The organism is Pseudomonas sp. V88_4 (genome assembly GCF_029967985.1).
Classification (GTDB): domain Bacteria; phylum Pseudomonadota; class Gammaproteobacteria; order Pseudomonadales; family Pseudomonadaceae; genus Aquipseudomonas; species Aquipseudomonas glycinae.
This window is the reverse complement of the sequence record NZ_JASCAF010000009.1, coordinates 1-22286: the sequence shown is the minus strand read 5'-3', so window position 1 is coordinate 22286 and position 22286 is coordinate 1. Positions and strand designations below refer to the sequence as shown.

Here is a 22286-nt window from a genome sequence, read left to right as displayed (position 1 = left end):
ACCGGGTTTTTTCGGGGTCCCGGACTTCCACACCTGCGCAAAGCTGCCACCCTCTCGTGGAAGGGAGCTCGGCAGTTTTTTCTCTAACTGCACGAGATCTTCACGCATGAAAAAAATTGATTCGAACGCAGCCGAAAACCCCGCGAACCCGGATTCCCCCGAACACATCGCCAACCCCAAACCCCGGTACATCCCCATCACCGGCATCGACTGCCAGATTCCCTGCCTCCTGATCGACCGCGAAGCCCCGGTAGACGTACTCCACGGCACCGCCGCCTACCGATTACGCAGCGTAACTCAACTGCTGGAAACACTTTCCCTCAGCGACGGCATCGGCCACGACGCCTTGCTGCTGCAGGACTTCGCCCGAGTGCTGGCAATCCCTTTGCGCGACAGTTGCGATCTGATGGATGTACTGGGCTGGAAGCTACAGGCGTAGTTTTCAACCTCCCAAACAAAAACGGGCGACCCTCTCAGGTCGCCCGTTTTTTATGGCGTGATTACCGGGTCAATTCACCCAGAATCTTGTGCGCGATTTTCACCCGCTCTCCATTCGGATAATTGCGGTTCGCCAGAATCACGATCCCGACTTTCTTCGACGGCACGAACGCGACGTAGGCGCCGTAACCCCCGGTGGAACCGGTCTTGTTCAGCAGCACGTTCGCCGGTTCAGGCTGTGGCGGATTCAGCCATTTGACCTTGTGCGCCTCCATGGCCATTGGCGTCGAGTTGCCGTCCAGCAGGCGTTCGAGGCTGATCGGGTAGGTGTAACGTTCCCAGCCCAGGCCCTGAGTCATGTCGCTGACGGTGTAGTAGCCGGTGTGGGTGAGGGCGATGGCTTTTTGCAGGGGTGTTTCGAGTTTCGCGGTGTCAAGGTTGGCCTGGACGTATTGCAGCAGGTCGGCGGCGCTGGTTTTCACGCCGTAGGCTTCGGAAGCCAGTGCGCCGGGGCTGACGCGAACGGGTTTGTTGTTCTTGTCATAGCCTTGGGCGTAGAGCTTTTGTTCAGACGCCGGCACCGACAGGAAGGTGTGCTTGAGTCCGAGTTTCGGCAGCAGGGTTTCGGTCATGACCTGATTGAACGGCTGGCCGAGGCTTTTTGCCGCCAGATAACCGAACAGGCCGATGCTCGGGTTGGAATACAGGCGATGGCTGCCGGCCGGATACGTCGGTTTCCATCGTTGGTAATAGCCGAGCATCTTGTCGGCAGAATCCGCAGCATCCGGGAATTGCAGCGGCAGGCCGCCGGCAGTGTAGGTGCCCAGTTGCAGCAGGCTGACGTGGTCGAAGGCGCTGCCTTTCAGTTCGGGCCAGTGCTGGCTGGCCGTATCGGAGAATTGCAGTTTGCCGCTGGTTTGGGCGTAGGCGGCGAGGGTCGCGGTGAAGGTTTTGCTTACCGAGCCGATTTCGAACAGGGTGTTTTCACTCACTGCCTGCCCGGTGCTTTTGTCGGCGACACCGTAGTTAAAGTAATGTGCCTTGCCATCGACGGTCACGGCCACGGCCAGTCCCGCGATGTCCTGTTGCTGCATGACCGGGGTCACGGTGGCCTTGACCAGCGCCTGTAACTGATCGTCGGTTTGTGGGGCGGCCAGGCAGGTGGCGGCGCTGAAGAAAAGTCCGAAAGCGCTGTAGGACTTGAGTTTTATCAGGTTGGTCGAAGACATGTTTGAACCACTCTCCATGAGTGTTGATGGTGTTATCCCGCTACACTGCGAGCGTTTTTTCATTGGGCTGCTGATCGGCGCCGCCAAATCTAGGCAGTCCGTTGTCTTTCGGCAAACGATGAAAACTCGGATGAGCCATTAGAAAAATTTGGGATTAGGCATGATTCGACCTCAATTGCCTTTGAATGCATTGCGCGCCTTCGAAGCCTCTGCGCGTCATTTGAGCTTTACTCGCGCCGCCGTGGAGTTGTGCGTGACCCAGGCGGCCGTCAGCCATCAGGTCAAAAGTCTGGAAGCGCAACTCGGCGTGATCCTGTTCAAACGCCTGCCCCGTGGGCTGATGCTGACCGGCGAAGGCGAAACCCTGCTGCCGGTGCTGACCACGTCATTCGATCATATCGCGCAGATGCTCGAGCGTCTGGCGGGCGGGCACTATCGGGAAATGCTCACCGTCGGCGCGGTCGGGACTTTCGCCGTGGGCTGGTTGTTGCCGAGGCTGGCGGACTTTCAGGCGAAACATCCGCTCATAGATTTGCGGCTGTCGACCAACAACAACCGGGTGGATGTCGCCGCCGAGGGACTGGATTACGCGATCCGGTTTGGCGCCGGGGCGTGGCACGGTATAGAAGCGACCCGTTTGCTGGAGGCGCCGTTGTCGGTGCTCTGCGTGCCGGAAATCGCCCGGCAACTGCACACGCCGGGGGACCTTCTGCAGCAGCGTTTGCTGCGTTCCTATCGCACCGATGAGTGGCCGGAGTGGTTTCATGCGGCCGGTCTGGCGACCCATGCCGCGCCGCCCCAGAGCATCGTGTTCGACTCATCGCTGGCGATGATGGAGGCGGCGTTGCAGGGCGGCGGGGTGGCACTGGCGCCGCCGTTGATGTTTGCCCGGCAACTGGCGGCGGATCTGATCCGCCAACCCTTTGCCATTGAAATCACCACCGGCAGCTATTGGCTGACGCGGTTGCAGTCACGGCCGGAGACGTCGGCGATGGCGGCGTTCAAGCATTGGATGCTGGAAATTTCAGGCTAGTGAAAGTCCTTGTGGGAGCGAGCTTGCTCACGATGACGGCCTCAAATTCGAAAAAATTATCGACTGACACTCCGCCATCGCGAGCAAGCTCGCTCCCACAGGGAATTGCGTTGAATCCGGTTCAGCGCACCAGGCAGGGACGTTTGTTATCAAACTTCCAGCCCGGAATCAGAAACTGCATCGCCACACTGTCATCCCGCGCACCCAGTCCCATGCCTTTATAGAGCTCGTGGGCCTTGGCCACCTGATCCATGTCCAACTCCACGCCCAGCCCCGGCTTCTTCGGCACCTGCACACAACCGTCGACGATTTGCAGCGGTGCCTTGGTCAGGCGCTGGCCGTCCTGCCAGATCCAGTGGGTGTCGATGGCGGTGATCTCGCCCGGCGCGGCGGCCGCGACGTGGGTGAACATCGCCAGGGAAATGTCGAAGTGGTTGTTGGAGTGCGAGCCCCAGGTCAGGCCCCATTCGTGGCACATCTGCGCCACGCGCACCGAGCCCTGCATGGTCCAGAAGTGCGGGTCGGCCAGCGGAATGTCCACCGACTGCAACTGAATTGCGTGACCCATCTCGCGCCAGTCGGTGGCGATCATGTTGGTGGCGGTTTTCAGCCCGGTGGCGCGGCGGAATTCGGCCATTACTTCACGGCCCGAGTAACCGTTTTCCGCACCGCACGGGTCTTCGGCGTAGGCCAGCACATGATGCTGGTCGCGGCACAGACGGATCGCTTCTTTCAGTGACCACGCGCCGTTCGGATCGAGGGTAATGCGGGCGTCAGGGAAGCGCTCGGCCAGTGCGGTCACCGCTTCGATTTCCGCATCGCCGCTGAGTACGCCGCCCTTGAGCTTGAAGTCCTTGAAGCCATAGCGCGCGTGGGCAGCTTCGGCCAGATGGACCACGGCTTCGGCGGTCATGGCTTTCTCGTGACGCACGCGGAACCAGTCGTTGTCGGCATCCGGTTCGCTGCGATAGGCGAGGTCGGTTTCCCGGCGATCGCCCACGTAGAACAGATAACCGAGCATCTTCACTTCATCGCGTTGCTGACCTTCGCCGAGCAATGCCGCCACCGGCACGTCGAGGTGCTGCCCGAGCAGGTCGAGCAGGGCGGCTTCGAGCCCGGTGACCGCGTGAATGGTGATGCGCAGGTCGAAGGTTTGCAGGCCACGGCCGCCGGCATCGCGGTCAGCGAAGGTCTGGCGCACCTGATTGAGAATCTTCTGATAAGTACCGATCGGACTGCCGACCACCAGGCTGCGGGCGTCTTCGAGGGTCTGGCGGATGCGTTCGCCGCCGGGCACTTCACCGACGCCGGTGTGGCCGGCGTTGTCCTTGAGGATGACGATGTTGCGGGTGAAAAACGGCCCGTGGGCGCCGCTCAGGTTGAGCAGCATGCCGTCGTGGCCGGCCACCGGGATGACTTGCATTTCGGTGATGATCGGAGCTTTGGCGATGTCGTGTGCGGTCATTTGGGATTGTCCTTTCAAGCGTGTTTCGGCGCGGCATCGGCCACGACGACGTCAGGGGCGGATTTGGGTGTCATGCGGGCGGCGAACACGATGATCGCGGCAATGATCGAGGTCGCGGCCAGGCCATAGAGGCCGCCCTGGATCGAACCGGTGTGTTGTTCCAGCAGGCCGAACGTGGTCGGAGCGACGAAGCCGCCGAGGTTGCCCACCGAGTTGATCAGTGCGATCACGGCAGCGGCGATCCGTGCATCGAGGTAAGCCTGCGGAATCGGCCAGAACAGCGACGAAGCGGATTTGAAACCCAGCGCAGCAAAGCAGATCGCGACGAAAGCGAAGATCGGCCCGCCGGTGGTGGACATGAACATCCCCGCCGCGGCGATCAACAGCGCCGTGGCAACCCACGCCTGCTGATGCTTCCATTTCGCCGAGAACGAGGCGAACGCATACATGCCGATGATCGACAGCAGCCACGGAATCGAGTTGAAGAGGCCGACCTGGAAGTCGCTCATCTCGCCCATTTTCTTGATGATGCTCGGCAGCCAGAACGTCGCGGCGTAGATTGTCAATTGAATGAAGAAATAGATCAGGCAGAACAGGATGATCTGGCGGTCCTTGAGCAGTTTGCCCAGCGACGGCCGGATCGGGGTCGCGGCTTCACGGGCCTTCTGTTCATCGTCGATGGCTTTGACCAGCGCATCCTGTTCGGCACGGGTCAGCCATTTGGCGTCGTGGGGTTTCGCATCGAGCCAGAACCAGACGAATACGCACAGGCCGACCGAGAACATCCCTTCAATGAAATACATCCACTGCCAGCCGTGCATGCCGAGACCTTCGATCTGCAGCAACAGACCAGACAACGGGCCGGAAATCAGCGAGGCCACGGCCGAACCGCTCAAGAAAATCGCAATCGCCTTGCCGCGCTCGGCCCCCGGCAACCAGCGGGTGAAGTAGTAGATCACCCCGGGAAAGAACCCGGCCTCGGCCACGCCGAGCAGAAATCGCAGGATGTAGAAGTGGGTTTCGTTCTGGATGAACGCCATGCCGGCGGCCACCAGACCCCAGGTGAGCATGATGCGGGTCAGCCAGATTCGCGCGCCGACCTTTTGCAGCAGCATGTTGGAGGGGACTTCGAACAGCGCGTAACCGATGAAGAACAGCCCGGCACCGAAACCGTAGGCCGCGGCACCGATGCCAAGGTCGTGTTCCATGTGGGTGCGGACGAAGCCGATGTTCACCCGGTCAATGTAATTGACGATGAACATGATGACGAACAGCGGCAGGACGTGGCGTTTGACTTTGGCAATGGCGGAGGACAGCACGGAATCGGCGCCCTCGTTCATCCCGGCAATGGATGATTTCACTTGGTTTTCTCCCACTCGTTATTTTTATGCGGGGTGTGTCTGGGTGTTGCGTTGTTGATAGACATCATACAACTAGATTTTTTTGTCCTACAAGCGGGGGTGCTCAATCAAATTTATCTACGGAGAGCTTTTTTTATGCTTTTTTGGATTTTAGATGCCGGATTTGTTGGGCTTTACGCAATGTCCGCCGAGTGTTGCGCGGAGGGTTTGGCTAGCGATCATGAGGTGGCTGCCCGGAATGGTAGAGGGCTTTTCGAGCAAAAATCTGTTGTTGTCATACAAGTTGTAGGCTTCAAATCATAGGAGCTCATACAAGTCCTCGCCTCCAGTGCTACGATCGGTCTGCCCCGATCACCGGAACCGACCATGCAAGACGACATCGACGCCCCCGCCCGTAAACGCGCGCACAACCTGGCCCATGACCTAGTGGAGAAACTGACTCAGAGCATCCTGCTCGGTCAGATGCTGCCCGGTGACAAGTTGCCGTCGGAAAACTTGATCGTTCAGGAGCACGGCGTCAGCCGCACCGTGGTGCGCGAGGCAATTTCCAAGTTGCAGGCGTCGGGGCTGGTGGAAACGCGACACGGCATCGGCACGTTCGTGATCGAGCGCGCACCGGAGCAGGGGTTGCGACTGAATGTCGACACCGCGCTGGGGGTGCGCAGCATTCTTGAATTGCGCATGGGGCTGGAGACGCAAGCGGCGGCACTGGCCGCGCAGCGCCGCACCGAGCAGCAAGTGGGGCAGATGCGTCAGGCACTCGATGACTATCAGCGTCTATTGGCCAACAACGACAGCTGCGTTGAAGCCGACCGGCGCTTTCACCTGCTGATTGCCGAAGCCACCGGCAATGTCTGCTTCACCGAAATCATGCAGCACCTGGGCAGCGCAATGATTCCGCGCACCCGGGTCAACGCGGCCGAGCGCGGGGCGGTGGATTTGAGCAAGCTCGGGCAACTGGCGAACCTGGAACATGAGGCGATTTTCAACGCAATCAAACGCCAGGATTCGGAAGCGGCGCGTGCGGCGATGTGGCTGCACCTGAGCAACAGTCGCGACCGGTTTTCGGCTCAGGGGTAAACCAAAGGAATAAAGCGGAGCTTTCTCAGTCCTTATCCACATCGCGCATCAACAAGCCGAAGCGCAAATCCACTGCATCCGGAATCGGCAGATACACCGTGTGCCCGTCCCCCGGCGCCACGTCGATGGCGTCTCCCTTCAGGTTCTGCAGTTCATGCAGATCAAAATGGAAGTTGCCCTTGGGTGTCATCAATTCCAGATGATCGCCCAGCGCAAAGCGGTTCTTCACCTTGACCTCGGCCAGCCGATCCCGACGCTCGCCGGTCAGTTCGCCCACGAACTGCTGACGCTCCGACACCGAGCTGCCGTTCTGGTAGTTCTGGTATTCGTCATGCACATGGCGGCGCAGGAAACCTTCGGTGTAGCCGCGCTGGGCGAGGGATTCCAGATCGGTCATCAGGCTGCGGTCGAACTCGCGGCCGGCCACCGCATCGTCGATGGCCCGGCGATAGACCTGGGTGGTGCGCGCGCAATAGAAGTGCGATTTGGTCCGGCCTTCAATCTTCAGTGAGTGCACGCCCATGCGGGTCAGGCGTTCGACGTGCTGCACGGCGCGCAGGTCTTTGGCGTTCATGATGTAGGTGCCGTGCTCGTCTTCGAAGGCCGGCATCATCTCGCCGGGGCGGTTGGCTTCCTGCAACAGGAACACCTGATCGGTAGGGGCGCCGAGGCCGAGGGTCGGCTGCGGTTCGAAGGTCTGCACGATTTCACCGAGATGATTTTCGCTGGCTTCCTGCGCCGAGTATTTCCAGCGGCAGGCGTTGGTGCAGGTGCCCTGATTGGCGTCGCGCTTGTTCATGTAACCCGAGAGCAGGCAGCGGCCGGAGTAGGCCATGCACAGCGCGCCGTGGACGAACACTTCCAGTTCCATGCCCGGCACGTGCTCGCGGATTTCGCCGATTTCTTCCAGCGACAGTTCACGGGACAGGATGATCCGGCTCAGCCCCTGTTGCTGCCAGAACTCGACGCTCGCCCAGTTCACCGTGTTGGCCTGCACCGAGAGGTGGATCGGCATCTGTGGAAAGTGCCGGCGTACGAGCATGATCAGGCCTGGGTCGGACATGATCAGCGCGTCCGGCGCCATCTCGATTACCGGTGCCAGATCCTTGAGGAAGGTCTTCAGTTTGGCGTTGTGTGGCGCGATGTTGACCACCACGTAGAAGCGCTTGCCCTGGGCCTGGGCTTCACGAATGCCGAGCGCCAGGTTGGCGTGATCGAACTCGTTGTTGCGCACCCGCAGGCTGTAGCGCGGCTGGCCGGCATACACCGCATCGGCCCCGTAGGCGAAGGCGTAGCGCATGTTTTTCAGGGTGCCGGCGGGGGCGAGCAGTTCGGGGGTGAAGGAGGTCGTCATGGCGGCATCGGTCGCAAAAGCGCGGCAGGGTAGAGCAGTTGCGCCGAGGGTTTATTGATCTGGATCTATGCTCCATGAAGAAACAGGGCACTCGCGCTGACGCTGGCTGACTAAACGGGACGGGCGCGGGTGGCGCCTGACTGACCTGGACCGGACATGAACCAAAAGAGTCTGCAATTCAAATCCCTCACCGTGCTGTTGTTTCTGGTGACGGTCGCCTTTATCTGGATCCTGCTGCCGTTCTACGGCGCGGTGTTCTGGGCGGTGATACTCGGCATCCTGTTCGCGCCGATGCAACGTCAGTTGCAACTGAAATTCGGCTGGCAACGCAACCTCACATCCCTGTGTACCTTGAGCATTTGCCTGGTGATCGCGATCTTGCCGGTGATCATCCTCAGTGTGCTGCTGGTGCAGGAAGGGGCCACGGTCTACGACAATATCGAAAGCGGCAAGCTCGATATCGGCGCGTATCTGGCGCAGTTCAAGCACAGCCTGCCACCGTACTTTCAGCATCTGCTCGACCGTTTCGGCATGGGCGAGCTCAATGCCCTGCGCGAGAAGATCGTCAAGGCCGCCATGCAGGGCAGTCAGGTGCTGGCGAGCCAGGCCTTCAGTTTCGGCCAGGGTACGTTCGAATTCGTGGTGAGTTTTTTCATCATGTTGTACCTGTTGTTTTTCTTCCTGCGCGACGGCGCCGAACTGGCGCGCAAGGTGCGCACCGCGATCCCGCTGGAGGAGCATCACAAGCGTCGTTTGCAGCTGAAATTCAACCGCGTGGTACGCGCGACGGTGAAGGGCAATCTGCTGGTGGCGATCACTCAAGGTGCGCTGGGCGGGGCGATTTTCTGGTTTCTCGACATTCCCAGCGCGTTGCTCTGGGCGGTGTTGATGGCGTTTCTGTCGCTGCTGCCGGCTGTGGGGGCCGGGATTGTCTGGGCGCCGGTCGCCATTTACTTCCTGCTCAGCGGGATGATCTGGCAGGGCGTGGTGCTGGGGTTGTTCGGGGTATTCGTGATCGGTCTGGTGGACAACCTGCTGCGCCCGATCCTGGTGGGCAAGGACACCCGGATGCCGGACTACATGATCCTGATCTCGACCCTGGGCGGGCTGGCGGTGTTCGGCCTCAACGGTTTCGTGATCGGGCCGCTGATCGCGGCGCTGTTCATGTCGAGTTGGGCGCTGTTCATCGAAAGCAAGCCGAAAGTGCAGCTGCCTTAAGCCTTGAACGGGCCGTTGAGCAGTTGCTGCGACAGCGCCTGCGCCGCTGGCAGGGATGTGAGCGGGCCGCTGACCGGCTCGCCGTCGCGCACCAGATACCAGCAGGCGAGCAGCCCCAGTTCTCTGAGCGAGGCGGGTACGGCGCTGCCGATAACGGACATGATTTGAACCTGAGCCATGAAAAGTACCTCCATCAATCGATGGGGCTACCTTAGGCAATTGGCCGTTTCAGGGACAATCAACGCTTTCGATAGTGGTCATTGACGCCAGTGAGGACTGGCTCAATCCACCACTTGATCGAGCATGTGCACGATCTCGTGTTCGTTGAGGAACCCCTTGCGCACCAGGTTTTCCGCCAGAAGCGAGAGAAACTTCGCGGTGCGGTGGCCTTCCAGGTGCTTGAGTTCGGTCAGAGCGTTGTAGACCTTGCTCGAGGTGCATAAACCGACGATGCGGTGCGGATTCTGTGTTGGCATTCAAGTCGTCCTTGTTTTTATCAACCTGTTGTTTGCGGACGGATTCAGAGTGCGGTTCCGTCATGACAAATAGATGACCGTTTGTGATTTGCCCCCGACGGTCGAGTCCATCATGCCGACTTTAACGGTTCAAACTGTCCCCACAGCGACCTTGGCGAGATTTTTTCAGACCTTGGCCGACGGACGGTTGGCTTTTCCGCCGGCAATAATATGCGCGCAATAAAAAGCCCCGCTATCAAGCGGGGCTTCGTGTACCGGTTACCAGCGCGGGCCACCGTAGTAGTGTGGCCGACCGTAATAACCGCGCGGCGGACCGTAATACACCGGGGCCGGTTGGACGTAGACCGGTTGCTGCACATAAACCGGGGCCGGCTGGTAATAGACCGGTGGCGGCGGTTGCTGCACGTAGACCGGTGCCGGTTGAGCGTAAACGGGCTGTTGGACGTACACCGGCCGATCCTGGTTAATGAGCGCCGAGCCGATGATGGCCGAGCCGACGATCGCACCAAATACCGCCGGGCCCTGCCAGCCACCGCCGTGGGCTTCTGCCTGACCCGTGATCGCGAATGCACCAATCAACAAGGCCACGATGGGGAGTTTACGAATCATGATAATTCCTCGGTTCTTCGACCCGGCGTCCGAACCTGCAACAGGCCCGGAATGGCGCGGGGATACTTCTAAGACAGCAACATTTTGAAAAACAGCACGGCCGCTGGGTAAATTTTGTGTAAGGTCTGTACCGGTTTGTTTACCGGACTTCTGCCATCGGCTGTGTTGCCCGGAACAGACCGCCTTATGATCGTTCAGAACCCGATGGCCTGGCTAATCCCGTCCATCCGAAAGTGCATTCGAAGGAGCCTCCCATGCAGATGAACCCCAACAAAGACACTCAATTGTGCATGTCCCTGTCTGGGCGTCCCGGGAATTTCGGTCTGCGTTTTCATAACCATTTGTATGAACAACTGGGCCTGAATTTCTACTACAAGGCATTCAGCAGCCAGGACCTGCCCGGTGCGGTCGCTGGGATCCGTGCGCTGGGGATTCGCGGTTGCGGGGTGTCGATGCCGTTCAAGGAAGCCAGCATTGCGCTGGTCGATGAGCTGGATACTTCGGCGGCAGCGATCCAGTCGATCAACACCATCGTCAACACCAACGGCCATCTCAAGGCCTACAACACCGATTACATTGCCATCGCCCAGTTGCTGGAAACCCACGCGGTGCCCAAGGACACGACTTTTGCCCTGCGCGGCAGCGGCGGTATGGCCAAGGCGGTGGCCAGTGCCTTGCGCGATGGCGGTTACAAAAACGGTTTGATCGTCGCCCGCAACGAGCGCGCCGGCCGAGCGCTGGCGGATTCCCTGGGCTATCGCTGGCAGGCAGAGCTGGGAGCCGAGCGCCCGCAGATGCTGGTCAACGTGACCCCGGTGGGCATGGACGGCGGACCGGAGGCCGGGCAGCTTTCCTTTGACGTGGATGTGATCAAGTCTGCCGACACCGTGTTCGATGTGGTGGCGATCCCCTCGGAAACCCCGCTGATCGTGCGTGGTCGTGCCGAAGGCAAAAAAGTGATCACCGGGCTGGAAGTGATAGCGATCCAGGCGCTGGAGCAGTTCGTGCTGTACACCGGCGTGCGGCCGACGGTTGAGCAGTTCGATGCGGCGGTGGCGTTCGCCCGCAGTTGATAGCGCCTGAACAACGGTAAATCCGCCCGGATTTGCCGTTGCCTATACTGCCGGATCAGCAAGCACAGACTTGCCCTTCACAAAAGCCGAGGTTTGCATGCATCCGCCCATTCTCAACCTGAATGACCTCGAACTCGAACCGCTTCCCGAATCATTGGCTCCCGAGGGTGAAACCGCCGGGCGTTATCAGCAACGGTTCGCGCGGGTCGGCCAGCAACTGGGTGCGCAAAAGCTTGGTTATCGCCTGTATGCGCTGCCACCGGGCATGCGCGGGAGCCCATTTCACAGTCATCGGGTGAATGAGGAAATGTTTTACGTGGTGGCCGGGGCAGGGGAAGTGCGCCTGGGCGCCGAACGTTTCCCGATCCGCGCCGGTGACGTGATCGCCTGCCCGCCGGGCGGCCCTGAAGCGGCGCATCAAATCATCAACACCAGTGCTGCGGAACTGCGCTATCTGGCCGTCAGCACCCAGCAGCAACCGGAAATCTGCGAGTACCCGGACTCGAACAAATACGCGGTGATGGACAACTTCAATGTCGATGCCGAAGGCAATGCCTCGGGATTTGTCGCGGTGGCGCGGCAGTCGGACGGGGTGGATTACTGGGACGGCGAATAACGCCGCCCCGACGCGCTTATTCTTCGAGGCGGGCCAGACGCTCTTCCAGCGCCGCAATCCGCGCTTCCAGCTCTTCGATGCGCTCTACAGACACGCCGCTGGCCGTGCCGCGATCACTCGGGTTCTGCCGCGCCGCGATAATCGCCTCGATATCCGCCGGATCGCCCAGTGCATGGGTGTAACGATCTTCGCGCTGGCCGGCCTGACGCGGAATCAACGCCGCCAGCTCCCGTGCGATCAGGCGTTCCAGCTGATGCACCACTTGTTCGGCGTCTTCGAATTCATGCATGCGACCGCTGCGGGTCAGCAGTTCGTTGACGGTCTGCGGGCCGCGCAGAAACATCAACCCGGTCAGAATCAATTGCGCCGGCACCAGTTCCAGCGCCTTGTCGACCTTGTGCTCCCAGCGGTCGGCGCGACTGCCCATCACCAGTTTGGCGAAACCACGGCTTTCGAGGGCACGCAGGCTCTGGCCGACCTGGCCTTGGGTCAGGTTCATCACCGGTTCGCGGCTGGTTTTCTGGTTGCAGGCCAAGACCAGCGCATTGAGGGTCAACGGATAGGTTTCCGGGCTGGTGGCCTGTTTCTCGATCAGCGAACCCAGAATGCGGATTTCCGTGGCGTTGAGCCGTGGTTCGTTGGTGGCGGTTTCAAGTTCTGTGGTCATCGCGCGTTCCCTCTGCAGTCGAAGGCGCCTAGCCTAATCCTTGCTGGATAAAAGACAAGCCGCGCCGCCATGCAAGCATGGCTATAATCGCCCCCACGATTCACCCAGCCACCACGTGAGACTGCCATGACCATTTCTCTGTACGCCGCATCCGTCCCGGTTTTCCAACAAATGCTCAACGCCCTGAGCGATGTGCTGAAAAAGGCTGAAGCCCACGCCACCGAGAAAAACATCGACCCGAACGCCTTTCTGCAAGCGCGTCTGTACCCGGACATGTTTCCGCTGGTGCGTCAGGTGCAGATCGCCGTGGACTTCGCCAAAGGCGTGTCCTCGCGTCTGGCCGAAATCGAAATCCCGAAATATGACGACACCGAAACCACCTTCGCCGAGCTGCAAGCGCTGATCGCCAAGGTTCTGGCCTTCATCGGCGAGATCAAGCCAGAGCAGATCAATGGCAAGGAAGGCATCGAGATCGTGACTCGCCCGGGCACCCCGAAAGAGAAGCGCTTCAGCGGCCAGGCTTATCTGCTGAGCTACGGCCTGCCGCAGTTCTTCTTCCACGTCACCACCACCTACGCCCTGCTGCGTCACAACGGTGTGGAAGTGGGCAAGCGCGATTACATGGGCGCGTTCTAAAACGTTCTGCAACAAAAAGCCCGCCAAGGTTTGCGCCTTGGCGGGCTTTTTGTTGCGCCGGGTTTTTACGCCGGACGCTGGGCTTTCTGCTCTTCGCCCAGGCATGCGGCGGCGGTGAACAGCACGTCGGTGGAGGAGTTCAGCGCCGTCTCGGCCGAATCCTGCAGCACGCCGATGATGAAGCCGACCGCCACCACTTGCATGGCAATCTCGCTCGGGATGCCAAACAGGCTGCAGGCCAGCGGAATCAGCAGCAGCGAGCCACCGGCCACGCCCGAGGCGCCGCAGGCACAGATCGCAGCGACGACGCTGAGCAGGATCGCGGTCGGGATGTCCACCGCAATGCCCAGGGTGTGCACGGCCGCGAGGCTCAGTACGGTGATGGTGATCGCCGCACCCGCCATGTTGATGGTGGCGCCGAGCGGGATCGATACCGAGTAGGTGTCTTCATGCAGGCCCAGACGCTTGCTCAATTCCAGGTTGACCGGAATGTTCGCCGCCGAGCTGCGGGTGAAGAACGCGGTGATGCCGCTTTCGCGCAGGCACTGGAGCGTCAGCGGGTACGGGTTGCGGCGCAGCTTCCAGAACACGATCAGCGGGTTCATCACCAGCGCCACGAACAGCATGCAGCCAAGCAGTACCGCCAGCAGGTGCGCATAACCGATCAGTGCACCAAATCCGGACGTGGCCAGGGTCGATGCCACCAGGCCGAAAATACCCAGCGGCGCAAAACGGATCACGACCCGGACAATCACTGTCACGCCGTTGGACAGATCGCCCAGCACTTCGCGGGTAGTGTCGCCCGCGTGCCGGATCGCCACGCCCATGCCGATGGCCCAGGCCAGAATGCCGATGAAGTTGGCGTTCATCAGTGCGCTCACCGGGTTGTCGACCACGCTCAGCAACAGGCTTTGCAGCACTTCACTGATGCCGCCCGGCGCGCTCACCGCGATGTTGTCCGTGGACAGCACCAGATGCGACGGGAACATCATGCTGGCGATCACCGCGACCACGGCGGCGGCGAAGGTGCCCAGCAGATACAGGAACAGAATCGGCCGGATGTGGGTTTCCTGGCCGTGCTTGTGGTTGGCGATCGAGGCCATGACCAGCACGAACACCAGGATCGGTGCCACGGCCTTCAGTGCCGAGACGAATACCTTGCCGATGAAAGCCGTGCCTTTAGCCGCTTCCGGCGCGAACAGCGCGAGGGCGATGCCGGCAATCAGGCCGATAAGGATCTGGGTGACCAGGCTGAGGCTTTTAAGGCGTTGCAATAGAGAAGGGGATGAAGCGGTCATGAACGGCATCTCTGTTTTTTTATAGGGTGCAAGGTTGCGCAATCCGGGCGTTGAATCGGGGCAGGCCACAGACACGAACCGAAAGTGCTGACGCGCCAGCCACACCGTTAAACGGGTGGTTGAACAGGGTGTACGTTTTGCAGGGCGCGGACTTTATCACAGGGTCATCCTATTCCTTCAGGCCTGTGACGATCTGCCACCGGATCCATCTACAAGTTAGACAGGTTTGTGCAAGTCACTCGGGAAACACTCTGTTAAGATTGCGCATCCTTATTTTCAAGTTCTGCCAGCGGGCCCCCGGGTCAACGCTGGTGTCGTCGTTTTGCTGGAGTTCCTCATGCTGTTGCCCATCCTTCTGTTGTCTGCCGCCGGATTCACGGTGCTGACCACGGAGTTCGTCATCGTCGGCCTGCTGCCGGCGATTGCTCGCGACCTGGCTGTCACCATCCCGCAGGCCGGGTTGCTGGTGACTCTATTCGCTTTCACCGTGGCGATGTTCGGTCCTTTCTTGACCGCATATTTCGCCCGCTTCGAGCGCCGCAAGCTGTTCATCACCATCCTGATCATGTTCGGCCTGGCCAATACCGTGGCGGCGTTGGCGCCGAACATCTGGGTCATGGCCATCGCCCGGCTGATCCCGGCGCTGGGGTTGCCGGTGTTCTGGGCGTTGGCCAGCGAAACGGCGGTGGATATCGTCGGCCCGGACTACGCCGGTCGCGCGATCGCCAAGATCGGCTTCGGCATCGTCTGCGCCACCGTGTTCGGCATTCCGGTCGGCACGCTGATTTCTGATGCGTTCGGCTGGCGCAGTGCGTTTGCCATTCTGGCGGTGATCGCGTTCGCCAAGGCGTTGCTGCTGTTTGTCTACCTGCCGAAAACCAGCCTGCATCAGCATCAGGTCAGTTTCGCTTCGCAGTTCAAGATCCTGCGCAGCCCGCTGATGCTGGGTCATGTGCTGCTGTCGATCCTGGTGTTCAGCGGCATGTTCACCGCTTACACCTATCTGGCGGACATCCTTGAGCGTCTGGCCGGTTTCAATGGCACCGTGGTCGGCTGGTGCCTGATGGGCTTTGGCGCGGTCGGTCTGATCGGCAACTCGTTGGGTGGTCGCGCGGTGGATCGTCATCCGCTGATGGCGTCGGTGATGTTCTGCGCGTTCATGATCCCGGGGATGGTGGCGCTGGTGCCGAACATCAATTCGTCGCTGGGTCTGGCGGCGGCGATGGGCATCTGGGGCGTGACCCAGGCGGCGCTGTTTCTGGTCAGCCATGTGCGTTTGATGAAAGCCGCACCGGAAGCGCCGGCCTTCGCCGCTTCGCTGAACATTGCCGGGGCCAACCTGGGGATTGGTCTGGGCGCGATCATTGGCGGTCGAGTGATCGACAGCGCCGGTCTGGGCTTTGTGGGCTTCGCCGCCGCCGGGTTCATTCTGCTGTCGATTTTCCTCGCCATGGTGCTGATGGTGCTCAAGCCGCGCGATGTCTGCGCGCCGGCTTAAAAGGCTGTAAACAGCTCGCGTCGGGCACCTTCGGTAATCGCTTTGATACCGGGGTGCTTGACCTTGCGCTCCACCGAGATCGCGTAAAACGACTCGCTCACCGCGTCGGTCTGGCCGATCAACTCGACGCCGTACTGGCGCTTCACCTCATCGGCAATCACGCTCGGGCCGATGAAAATCCCGCTGCCGGATTGGCCGAACGCCTGCATCAAGGCGCTGTCATCGAACTCCCCGACAATCCTCGGCTGAATCTGCTGCTCGGCGAACCAGCGCTGTAAGCGACTGCGCACCACGGTTTCCGCGCCGGGGATCAACAGCGGCGCACCGTGGAGGCTGCGCGGGAAATCCTGACCGTATTGCGCGGCGAGTTCAGCAGTGGCAAAGAAGCTGATTCCGCATTCCCCGAGTTTCTGGCTGTAGCCCTTGATGTCCAGGTGCGAGGGCATCGGGCTGTCGGAGATCACCAGGTCCAGGCGCTGGATCGCGAGGTCCGCCAGCAGGCGTTCGAGCTTGTCTTCGCGGCAGGTGATACGCAGTGGCTCGCTCAATTCCATGGTCGGCGCGATCAGGCGATAGACGATGGATTTGGGCACCACATCCGCCACGCCGACCCGGAACAGGATTTGCTGTTCGTTGGGCTGGGCGCGCAGCATCAGCTCCAGTTCGCCGCCGAGCTGGAACATCTGCTCGGCGTAGGGCAGGGCCTGGCGCCCGGCTTCCGTGAGTTCCAATTGCCGGCCGACCCGTTGAAACAATTCGATGCCATAGGTCTGTTCGAGCAGGGAAATCTGCCCGCTGATGGTCTGCGGCGTCAGGTTCAGTTGCTCGCAGGCGCGCACGATGCTGCCGGTCTTGGCCACCACCCAGAAGTAGTGCAGTTGTCGGTAATTGAGCATGGGCTTCGTTCCACCAATACAGTTCGTATAAATCGAAGTATAGCCGCTAAAAATACGAATTTTCCTGAAGTGTTTGTCTCCCTAGAATGCCCAGCCATCGGCGAGTGGTCTTCGACCCCTGTCTATTCATTCGGAGCAAGCGTCATGAAATACACGATCCCGGCACTGATGTTTACGTCTTTACTGCTGATGGCTGGTTGCGACCAGGCAGAAAAAAGCGCCCAGCAGTTGATGGGCAAGGCTGCCGAGAGCGCCAAGCAGGCCATCGACGACACGCACAAAGCTGCTGAACAAGCGCTCAGCGACGCCACTGGTGGCCTGATCGAGAAAAAAGAAGCCCCGGAAAAAGATGCGGAGAAATCCGAATCTTCCTCCAAGACCATCTAAATCGTCTTACAAGAGTCAGGACTGACCCATGGAATACCTGTTAGAACTCGCTTCCAGCCCGACCGCCTGGATTGCCTTGGCCACATTGGTGGTGATGGAGATCGTGCTCGGCATCGATAACCTGATCTTCATCTCGATCCTGACCAACAAGCTGCCCGAGCAGTACCGGCAGAAAGCCCGTCGTCTTGGGATCGGCATGGCGCTGATCATGCGTCTGGCCTTGTTGAGCACCATCGCGTTCATCGTTCAGTTGACCGCGCCGGTCATCGAGATCCTCGGCCAGGCGTTCTCCTGGAAGGACATGATCCTGATTGCCGGTGGCCTGTTCCTGGTGTGGAAAGCGACGACCGAAATCCATCACAGCATGGATCCGGCGCCGGAAGATCCGAAGACCGCCACGTCGACAGTCACCCTGGGCTTCGCTGCCGCCATCGGGCAGATCCTGATGCTGGACATGGTGTTCTCGATCGACAGCATCATTACCGCTGTCGGCATGACCGAACACTTGCCGATCATGGTGATTGCGGTTGTTGTCTCGGTGCTGGTGATGCTGTTTGCAGCTGATCCGCTGGCCAAGTTCATCAATGACAACCCGACGGTGGTGATGCTGGCTCTGGGCTTCCTGATCATGATCGGTATGACGCTGATCGCCGAAGGCTTCGGCGCCCACGTACCGAAAGGTTATGTGTATGCCGCCATGGCATTCTCGGCTGCGATTGAAGTGCTGAACATGATGTCGCGCCGCGCCAAGCAGAAGAAACTGACTGCCGAAGCGTAATCGCTGGAAAACCAAAGGCCGCCTGAACTCGCGAGAGTCCAGGCGGCCTTTTTGTTGGTGTCGGTTACGGAAAGTCAGTGCGCGGTGGCGTGACGGGCGTCGTGTTTCTCGATCTTTCTGGTCGGTGCAGCTTGTACCGGGTGGTGATGGCGGCGGGAAATCCGCAGTACGCCCCACAGCATGGCGGCGGCAACGGCCAGCCAGCCGGCAATCAGCATTACGATGGTCATGGTCAGGCTCATCTGTGCCTCCTCTTTGCCCTGCGTCGGGCTAACGCTCTTTGGCTCTTCTCTGAGTGACAGTCTAGTCGCCAGTGTGTTTCAGGCTATTGACCAAAGGTCGGTGGTGATCAATCAGTTCGCTCTATGCAGCCCTGGCATCTGCCGCTTTGGGCTATACCGCAACGTTGCGCCGTCCTATGATCCTCGACCAAGCCGGAACACGATGACCGGTAACTGATCAAGAGAGTGATGATGGTGCAGCTATTTTCCCGGATTCGCGCGGCGCTGCTGGTGGCCGGTTGCGTGACAGCATTGGTGGGGTGTGCGGGCAGTGTGGCGCCGGAGGTCAAGCGCCTGCCGGAACGGGTCGAGCTCAGCGGCACCTTTTATCGGGGGGAAGCCAATCAGAGCGGACCGCAGGTGCTGGCCAGTCTGCTGTCGCAGCAGGGCATCGTGATCACGCCGGGTTTGCTGGAAAAACCGCTGCACTTGCCGGGCGCCGAGGACAAGTTGCAACAGAATCTGCAGAACCTTGCCCGTGAATACGGCATGGTCGTGTATCCGCTGGACAGCAACCTGCCGGCGCTGCTGACTCAGGTGGCGGCCGGGTATCCGGTGATGGTGCGTTTCAGTGAGGGGGCGGCGTTTTGGGCGGAGCCGCGTTACGCGATCCTGTCCGGCTATGATCGTCTGAAGCAGAAAGTGCTGCTGCGCGCCGGGATGAATCGCCGTGAATTGATGAGTTTCAGCTCGTTTGAGTCGGCCCTGGAAAAATCCGGCGGCTGGGCGGTGTTGATTCAGAAGCCGACGCAGATTCCGGCAGCGGTCGATCAACAGCGCTGGCTCAAGGCCGCCGATGCACTGGCGCAAGCCGGGCAGGAGCGGGAAGCGGCGCAGGCGAGGAAGGCGCTGGCGGCGCATTGAGGTTCCGTTCGTCGCTTGTCGGGCACCCTGACGGGGGATGCGCTTCTGAACTGTAGCGTCCCGTGTTTTGCGGGCCTGGTATCAGGAGATGAACATGGCAATTCCAAACTCACCCAGTGGGCCACATTCTTCCGAGCATGGCAGTGGCGACGACCTGGGTTTCGATCCGGACTCGCCTGATCTGGACGATCCGCAAGTCGATCCCATTGGCCCGGCAAAGGCGCCGAAGGATGTGCAGCCAGGCGATGATCCAAAGCGTCCGGCCAAGCCTTATGATCCCTTGGCTGATCTCAAGCCTTGAAGCGAGGTGCGTATGAGTACCGATTCGAGTTTCGACGACCACAAACCTGACAGTGTGCCCACCACGCCTGAGCCGGAAGTTGATCCGGTGCTGGATCCGGACAGCCCGTTGCGCGATCCGCTCGCGCGTCCAGCGGTGGTAACGCCAGAGCATGCGCGCGGCCCGAGTGCCGGTGACGGTATTCCCGATGACGACAAGATGCCGTTGCCCAACGACTGAGTGCATAAACGAAAAAGCCCCGACGAGTCGGGGCTTTTTCATGGGCGGGCGATTTACTTGGAGGCTTCGATTACGCCGCTCTGGCGACTCTTGAGGTTCTTGTCGGCCTTGTATTGCTGAGCCACCGCCGGGACGCTGGCGCTCTTGCCGGTTTCCACCCAGCTGCGAATGCGGCTGGCATCGGCGAAATGGGTGTATTTGCCGAACGCATCGAGAATCACCAGGGCGACCGGACGGTTGGCCATGCGGGTCACCAGCACCAGGCAATGACCGGCAGGGTTGGTGAAACCGGTCTTGGTGATACGGATATCCCAGTCGGCCTTGTTGACCAGGTGATCGGTGTTACGGAAACCCAGGGTGTAATTGGGTTTGCGGAACGAGACGGTCTTTTCCTTGGTGGTGGTCAGCTCAATAAGCAATGGCTGTTTGTGGGCGGCCACCAGCAACTTGCTCAGGTCGCGGGCAGTGGAGACATTGCGCTCCGACAAACCGGTGGGTTCGACAAAATGCGTGCTGGTCATGCCCAGCGCCTTGGCCTTGGCGTTCATCGCTGCGATGAATGCCGCGTAACCGCCGGGATAGTGGTGGGCCAGGCTGGCGGCGGCGCGGTTTTCCGAGGACATCAAGGCTATCAGCAGCATCTCTCGGCGGGGCAGTTCGCTTCGCAGTTTGACGCGAGAAAATACACCTTTCATTTCCGGGGTGTGGCTAATGTCGACGTCAATCCATTCGTCCATGTTCTGGTGGGCTTCGACCACCACCAAGCCAGTCATCAACTTGCTCACGGAAGCGATGGGCACCACCACGTCCGGATTGCTGGAATAGATGACTTTGTTGGTCTGCAGATCCATCAGCAGGGCGCTGCCAGACGCAATCTTCAGTTGCGAGGCGTCGCGGGGGGCAGCGGTGGTTTCGGCGGCGTTGACCGTGGGCGTGAGGAGTGTGCCTGAAAATGCAAAAACCAGGCTCAGGATGGACAGACGAATATTCACGCGGGCGAACTCATGAAGGTTGGAAATGCCGTTCTTTGTAACGGGCTGTGTCGTAAAAACGACGCATTGTAGGAGTATGGTTGAAGAACTGTCGATGGTTGTCCGCAAGGCATGAAAAAGTCGTGAAAAGCCCTGTAAAAATAGGGGTTTCCGGCGAACGGTAAAGGTTTTTTCGAGGGCATGAAAAACCCCGCGCAAGGCGGGGTTCCCGGAGCATGGAAAACGCGACTCAGGCGTGCAGGCTTTCTGCCGCGTAGAGGGTGTTTTCCAGCAGGCAGGCGCGGGTCATCGGACCGACGCCACCCGGCACCGGAGTGATCCAGCCGGCGCGGGGCAGGGCGGTTTCGTACACCACGTCACCGACCAGTTTGCCGTCTTCCTGGCGGTTGATGCCGACGTCGATCACTATCGCGCCTTCCTTGATCCACTCGCCCTTGACCAGGCCCGGCTTGCCGGCGGCCACGACCACCAGGTCAGCGCGGCCGACGTGGCCGGCCAGGTCCTTGGTGAAGCGGTGAGTCACGGTCACGGTGCAACCGGCCAGCAGCAGTTCCATCGCCATCGGGCGACCGACGATGTTGGACGCGCCGACAACCACGGCGTCCATTCCGTACAGATCGGCACCGGTGCTTTCCAGCAGGGTCATGATGCCCTTCGGGGTGCACGGGCGCAGCAATGGAATGCGCTGGGCCAGACGGCCGACGTTATAAGGATGGAAACCGTCGACGTCCTTGTCCGGGCGGATGCGTTCCAGCAGTTTGGAAGCGTCCAGGTGCTCTGGCAGAGGAAGCTGAAGCAGAACGCCGTCGATTGCCGGGTCGTCGTTCAGTCGATCGATCAGATCGGTCAGCGCTTCTTGAGTGGTTTCGGAAGGCAGGTCGTACGCTTGAGAGAGGAAGCCGACCTCTTCACAGTCTTTACGCTTGTGCGAGACATAAACCTGAGAGGCAGGATCGCTGCCGACCAGGATCACCGCGAGACCTGGCGTGCGCAGACCTTGCTGGCGACGTTCGGCAACCCGTTGGGCGATCTGCTGGCGCAGGCTGGCGGCGATCGATTTGCCGTCGATTAGTTGTGCAGTCATTGCGCGTGATTAACCATCGAGAGGGGAAAAAAAGAGAACGCATTCTCGCATGTCAAACGGTGAGGGCAAAGGCGCTTGGTCAGCAAATTCCCCTAAGCCCTTTAATTAAATGAATTTTTTTTAAAAAGGATTTGACGACCCTCGGGTCGCTCTATACTATTCGTCGCACTTGTCGGGCACAGCCTAGCACTGGTTAAGAAGGTCGAGCGAAATCAACGTTTTGCGAGACTGGAAAGCACTTAGTTTGTAGTCCTCCAAGGGTACAGCTAACAAGGCGCCCGTAGCTCAGCTGGATAGAGCATCCGCCTTCTAAGCGGATGGTCGCAGGTTCGAGTCCTGCCGGGTGCGCCATTAGGCAGCATTGGCACAAGTAGCGCGATATGGTGGGCGTAGCTCAGTTGGTAGAGCACGGGATTGTGACTCCCGTTGTCGT

26 protein-coding genes and 1 tRNA gene are annotated in these 22286 nt (G+C 60.1%); 14 read left to right on the top strand and 13 right to left on the bottom strand.

Features of this window, described 5'->3' with window-relative positions; translation table 11 throughout:
* The first annotated feature begins 166 nt into the window (after positions 1–166).
* Positions 167–439 (top strand): hypothetical protein, encoded by a 273-nt coding sequence (locus QLG12_RS06860; RefSeq protein ID WP_197867757.1) that lies wholly within the window; start codon positions 167–169, stop codon positions 437–439.
* 61 nt (positions 440–500) lie between these two features.
* Here QLG12_RS06860 and ampC read toward each other — a convergent pair whose 3' ends face one another.
* On the bottom strand, positions 501–1667 hold the full coding sequence (gene ampC, locus QLG12_RS06855; RefSeq protein WP_282474189.1) for a class C beta-lactamase: 1167 nt from the start codon (positions 1665–1667) through the stop codon (positions 501–503).
* Between the two features lie 160 nt (positions 1668–1827).
* Between ampC and QLG12_RS06850 the strand changes: the two genes are divergently transcribed.
* Complete coding sequence (locus QLG12_RS06850) at positions 1828–2700, top strand: LysR family transcriptional regulator (RefSeq protein WP_197867370.1); 873 nt, start codon at positions 1828–1830, stop codon at positions 2698–2700.
* 121 nt (positions 2701–2821) lie between these two features.
* On the opposite strand, the gene gudD is transcribed toward QLG12_RS06850, so the two are convergent.
* A complete protein-coding gene (gudD, locus tag QLG12_RS06845; RefSeq protein ID WP_197867371.1) occupies positions 2822–4165 on the bottom strand; it encodes a glucarate dehydratase in 1344 nt (447 codons plus the stop codon).
* A 14-nt stretch (positions 4166–4179) separates the two neighbouring features.
* Positions 4180–5526: an MFS transporter gene (locus tag QLG12_RS06840; RefSeq protein WP_129973745.1), complete on the bottom strand. Its 1347-nt coding sequence runs from the start codon at positions 5524–5526 to the stop codon at positions 4180–4182.
* A gap of 366 nt (positions 5527–5892) precedes the next feature.
* On the opposite strand from QLG12_RS06840, the gene QLG12_RS06835 reads away from it, so the two are divergent.
* Positions 5893–6606, top strand: coding sequence for a FadR/GntR family transcriptional regulator (locus QLG12_RS06835; protein WP_282474188.1), 714 nt, complete (start codon positions 5893–5895; stop codon positions 6604–6606).
* Between the two features lie 25 nt (positions 6607–6631).
* On the opposite strand, the gene yegQ is transcribed toward QLG12_RS06835, so the two are convergent.
* Positions 6632–7960, bottom strand: a complete 1329-nt coding sequence (gene yegQ / locus QLG12_RS06830; protein ID WP_282474187.1) for a tRNA 5-hydroxyuridine modification protein YegQ — start codon at positions 7958–7960, stop codon at positions 6632–6634.
* Between the two features lie 156 nt (positions 7961–8116).
* Between yegQ and QLG12_RS06825 the strand changes: the two genes are divergently transcribed.
* Complete coding sequence (locus QLG12_RS06825) at positions 8117–9178, top strand: AI-2E family transporter (RefSeq protein WP_197867374.1); 1062 nt, start codon at positions 8117–8119, stop codon at positions 9176–9178.
* On the opposite strand, the gene QLG12_RS06820 is transcribed toward QLG12_RS06825, so the two are convergent.
* The 3 genes from QLG12_RS06820 to QLG12_RS06810 form a co-directional block, all read right to left on the bottom strand.
* On the bottom strand, positions 9175–9357 hold the full coding sequence (locus tag QLG12_RS06820; RefSeq protein WP_064380832.1) for a hypothetical protein: 183 nt from the start codon (positions 9355–9357) through the stop codon (positions 9175–9177). The two genes, QLG12_RS06825 and QLG12_RS06820, sit on opposite strands and share 4 nt — an antisense overlap.
* 102 nt (positions 9358–9459) lie before the next feature.
* Positions 9460–9654, bottom strand: a complete 195-nt coding sequence (locus tag QLG12_RS06815; RefSeq protein WP_007951579.1) for a hypothetical protein — start codon at positions 9652–9654, stop codon at positions 9460–9462.
* Positions 9655–9912: 258 nt separating this feature from the next.
* Positions 9913–10263, bottom strand: coding sequence for a hypothetical protein (locus QLG12_RS06810; protein ID WP_007951578.1), 351 nt, complete (start codon positions 10261–10263; stop codon positions 9913–9915).
* Between the two features lie 254 nt (positions 10264–10517).
* Here QLG12_RS06810 and QLG12_RS06805 point away from each other — a divergent pair, with 254 nt between their 5' ends.
* Both QLG12_RS06805 and QLG12_RS06800 read left to right on the top strand, forming a co-directional pair.
* Positions 10518–11336 carry a shikimate 5-dehydrogenase gene (locus tag QLG12_RS06805; protein WP_282474186.1) on the top strand — a complete coding sequence of 273 codons (819 nt, stop codon included), beginning with the start codon at positions 10518–10520 and terminating at the stop codon, positions 11334–11336.
* A 97-nt stretch (positions 11337–11433) separates the two neighbouring features.
* On the top strand, positions 11434–11952 hold the full coding sequence (locus tag QLG12_RS06800; RefSeq protein ID WP_282474185.1) for a cupin domain-containing protein: 519 nt from the start codon (positions 11434–11436) through the stop codon (positions 11950–11952).
* A 16-nt stretch (positions 11953–11968) separates the two neighbouring features.
* Here QLG12_RS06800 and QLG12_RS06795 read toward each other — a convergent pair whose 3' ends face one another.
* Positions 11969–12619: a DUF480 domain-containing protein gene (locus QLG12_RS06795; protein ID WP_282474184.1), complete on the bottom strand. Its 651-nt coding sequence runs from the start codon at positions 12617–12619 to the stop codon at positions 11969–11971.
* Between the two features lie 126 nt (positions 12620–12745).
* Here QLG12_RS06795 and QLG12_RS06790 point away from each other — a divergent pair, with 126 nt between their 5' ends.
* Positions 12746–13255: a DUF1993 domain-containing protein gene (locus QLG12_RS06790; RefSeq protein WP_011335046.1), complete on the top strand. Its 510-nt coding sequence runs from the start codon at positions 12746–12748 to the stop codon at positions 13253–13255.
* Positions 13256–13320: 65 nt separating this feature from the next.
* On the opposite strand, the gene sstT is transcribed toward QLG12_RS06790, so the two are convergent.
* Positions 13321–14553 carry a serine/threonine transporter SstT gene (gene sstT, locus QLG12_RS06785; RefSeq protein WP_041475589.1) on the bottom strand — a complete coding sequence of 411 codons (1233 nt, stop codon included), beginning with the start codon at positions 14551–14553 and terminating at the stop codon, positions 13321–13323.
* A 337-nt stretch (positions 14554–14890) separates the two neighbouring features.
* On the opposite strand from sstT, the gene QLG12_RS06780 reads away from it, so the two are divergent.
* Positions 14891–16051, top strand: coding sequence for an MFS transporter (locus QLG12_RS06780; RefSeq protein ID WP_282474183.1), 1161 nt, complete (start codon positions 14891–14893; stop codon positions 16049–16051).
* On the opposite strand, the gene nhaR is transcribed toward QLG12_RS06780, so the two are convergent.
* Entirely contained in the window at positions 16048–16947 is a 900-nt protein-coding gene (gene nhaR, locus QLG12_RS06775; RefSeq protein ID WP_007951569.1) for a transcriptional activator NhaR, read from the bottom strand. The two genes, QLG12_RS06780 and nhaR, sit on opposite strands and share 4 nt — an antisense overlap.
* Before the next feature lie 144 nt (positions 16948–17091).
* Here nhaR and QLG12_RS06770 point away from each other — a divergent pair, with 144 nt between their 5' ends.
* Positions 17092–17334 carry a hypothetical protein gene (locus tag QLG12_RS06770; protein WP_025108906.1) on the top strand — a complete coding sequence of 81 codons (243 nt, stop codon included), beginning with the start codon at positions 17092–17094 and terminating at the stop codon, positions 17332–17334.
* A gap of 28 nt (positions 17335–17362) precedes the next feature.
* Positions 17363–18112, top strand: coding sequence for a TerC family protein (locus QLG12_RS06765; protein ID WP_011335043.1), 750 nt, complete (start codon positions 17363–17365; stop codon positions 18110–18112).
* Between the two features lie 74 nt (positions 18113–18186).
* Here the strand turns inward: QLG12_RS06765 and QLG12_RS06760 are convergent, their stop codons facing one another.
* Positions 18187–18354: a hypothetical protein gene (locus QLG12_RS06760; protein WP_197867379.1), complete on the bottom strand. Its 168-nt coding sequence runs from the start codon at positions 18352–18354 to the stop codon at positions 18187–18189.
* Between the two features lie 231 nt (positions 18355–18585).
* Here QLG12_RS06760 and QLG12_RS06755 point away from each other — a divergent pair, with 231 nt between their 5' ends.
* From QLG12_RS06755 to QLG12_RS06745, 3 genes are all read left to right on the top strand, one after another.
* Positions 18586–19257: a peptidase C39 family protein gene (locus QLG12_RS06755; protein ID WP_197867380.1), complete on the top strand. Its 672-nt coding sequence runs from the start codon at positions 18586–18588 to the stop codon at positions 19255–19257.
* A 94-nt stretch (positions 19258–19351) separates the two neighbouring features.
* Entirely contained in the window at positions 19352–19558 is a 207-nt protein-coding gene (locus QLG12_RS06750; protein ID WP_064380821.1) for a DUF6021 family protein, read from the top strand.
* A 12-nt stretch (positions 19559–19570) separates the two neighbouring features.
* Positions 19571–19777 carry a hypothetical protein gene (locus QLG12_RS06745; protein ID WP_282474182.1) on the top strand — a complete coding sequence of 69 codons (207 nt, stop codon included), beginning with the start codon at positions 19571–19573 and terminating at the stop codon, positions 19775–19777.
* Positions 19778–19830: 53 nt separating this feature from the next.
* On the opposite strand, the gene pbpG is transcribed toward QLG12_RS06745, so the two are convergent.
* Both pbpG and folD read right to left on the bottom strand, forming a co-directional pair.
* Positions 19831–20967 carry a D-alanyl-D-alanine endopeptidase gene (gene pbpG / locus QLG12_RS06740; RefSeq protein WP_197867382.1) on the bottom strand — a complete coding sequence of 379 codons (1137 nt, stop codon included), beginning with the start codon at positions 20965–20967 and terminating at the stop codon, positions 19831–19833.
* Between the two features lie 31 nt (positions 20968–20998).
* The gene (gene folD, locus QLG12_RS06735; protein WP_197867383.1) at positions 20999–21853 is read right to left on the bottom strand and encodes a bifunctional methylenetetrahydrofolate dehydrogenase/methenyltetrahydrofolate cyclohydrolase FolD; all 855 of its coding nucleotides are present in this window, start codon (positions 21851–21853) and stop codon (positions 20999–21001) included.
* A 274-nt stretch (positions 21854–22127) separates the two neighbouring features.
* Here folD and QLG12_RS06730 point away from each other — a divergent pair.
* A tRNA-Arg gene (locus QLG12_RS06730) sits at positions 22128–22204 on the top strand.
* Positions 22205–22286 lie beyond the last annotated feature (82 nt).

Excerpts from the sequence above, each read along its gene's own strand:
- ampC (WP_282474189.1), bottom strand. The coding sequence starts at position 1,667 with ATGTCTTCGACCAACCTGATAAAACTCAAGTCCTACAGCGCTTTCGGA.
- QLG12_RS06850 (WP_197867370.1), top strand. The coding sequence starts at position 1,828 with ATGATTCGACCTCAATTGCCTTTGAATGCATTGCGCGCCTTCGAAGCC.
- gudD (WP_197867371.1), bottom strand. The coding sequence starts at position 4,165 with ATGACCGCACACGACATCGCCAAAGCTCCGATCATCACCGAAATGCAA.
- QLG12_RS06835 (WP_282474188.1), top strand. The coding sequence starts at position 5,893 with ATGCAAGACGACATCGACGCCCCCGCCCGTAAACGCGCGCACAACCTG.
- yegQ (WP_282474187.1), bottom strand. The coding sequence starts at position 7,960 with ATGACGACCTCCTTCACCCCCGAACTGCTCGCCCCCGCCGGCACCCTG.
- QLG12_RS06825 (WP_197867374.1), top strand. The coding sequence starts at position 8,117 with ATGAACCAAAAGAGTCTGCAATTCAAATCCCTCACCGTGCTGTTGTTT.
- QLG12_RS06820 (WP_064380832.1), bottom strand. The coding sequence starts at position 9,357 with ATGGCTCAGGTTCAAATCATGTCCGTTATCGGCAGCGCCGTACCCGCC.
- QLG12_RS06815 (WP_007951579.1), bottom strand. The coding sequence starts at position 9,654 with ATGCCAACACAGAATCCGCACCGCATCGTCGGTTTATGCACCTCGAGC.
- QLG12_RS06810 (WP_007951578.1), bottom strand. The coding sequence starts at position 10,263 with ATGATTCGTAAACTCCCCATCGTGGCCTTGTTGATTGGTGCATTCGCG.
- QLG12_RS06805 (WP_282474186.1), top strand. The coding sequence starts at position 10,518 with ATGCAGATGAACCCCAACAAAGACACTCAATTGTGCATGTCCCTGTCT.
- QLG12_RS06800 (WP_282474185.1), top strand. The coding sequence starts at position 11,434 with ATGCATCCGCCCATTCTCAACCTGAATGACCTCGAACTCGAACCGCTT.
- QLG12_RS06795 (WP_282474184.1), bottom strand. The coding sequence starts at position 12,619 with ATGACCACAGAACTTGAAACCGCCACCAACGAACCACGGCTCAACGCC.
- QLG12_RS06790 (WP_011335046.1), top strand. The coding sequence starts at position 12,746 with ATGACCATTTCTCTGTACGCCGCATCCGTCCCGGTTTTCCAACAAATG.
- sstT (WP_041475589.1), bottom strand. The coding sequence starts at position 14,553 with ATGACCGCTTCATCCCCTTCTCTATTGCAACGCCTTAAAAGCCTCAGC.
- QLG12_RS06780 (WP_282474183.1), top strand. The coding sequence starts at position 14,891 with ATGCTGTTGCCCATCCTTCTGTTGTCTGCCGCCGGATTCACGGTGCTG.
- nhaR (WP_007951569.1), bottom strand. The coding sequence starts at position 16,947 with ATGCTCAATTACCGACAACTGCACTACTTCTGGGTGGTGGCCAAGACC.
- QLG12_RS06770 (WP_025108906.1), top strand. The coding sequence starts at position 17,092 with ATGAAATACACGATCCCGGCACTGATGTTTACGTCTTTACTGCTGATG.
- QLG12_RS06765 (WP_011335043.1), top strand. The coding sequence starts at position 17,363 with ATGGAATACCTGTTAGAACTCGCTTCCAGCCCGACCGCCTGGATTGCC.
- QLG12_RS06760 (WP_197867379.1), bottom strand. The coding sequence starts at position 18,354 with ATGAGCCTGACCATGACCATCGTAATGCTGATTGCCGGCTGGCTGGCC.
- QLG12_RS06755 (WP_197867380.1), top strand. The coding sequence starts at position 18,586 with ATGGTGCAGCTATTTTCCCGGATTCGCGCGGCGCTGCTGGTGGCCGGT.
- QLG12_RS06750 (WP_064380821.1), top strand. The coding sequence starts at position 19,352 with ATGGCAATTCCAAACTCACCCAGTGGGCCACATTCTTCCGAGCATGGC.
- QLG12_RS06745 (WP_282474182.1), top strand. The coding sequence starts at position 19,571 with ATGAGTACCGATTCGAGTTTCGACGACCACAAACCTGACAGTGTGCCC.
- folD (WP_197867383.1), bottom strand. The coding sequence starts at position 21,853 with ATGACTGCACAACTAATCGACGGCAAATCGATCGCCGCCAGCCTGCGC.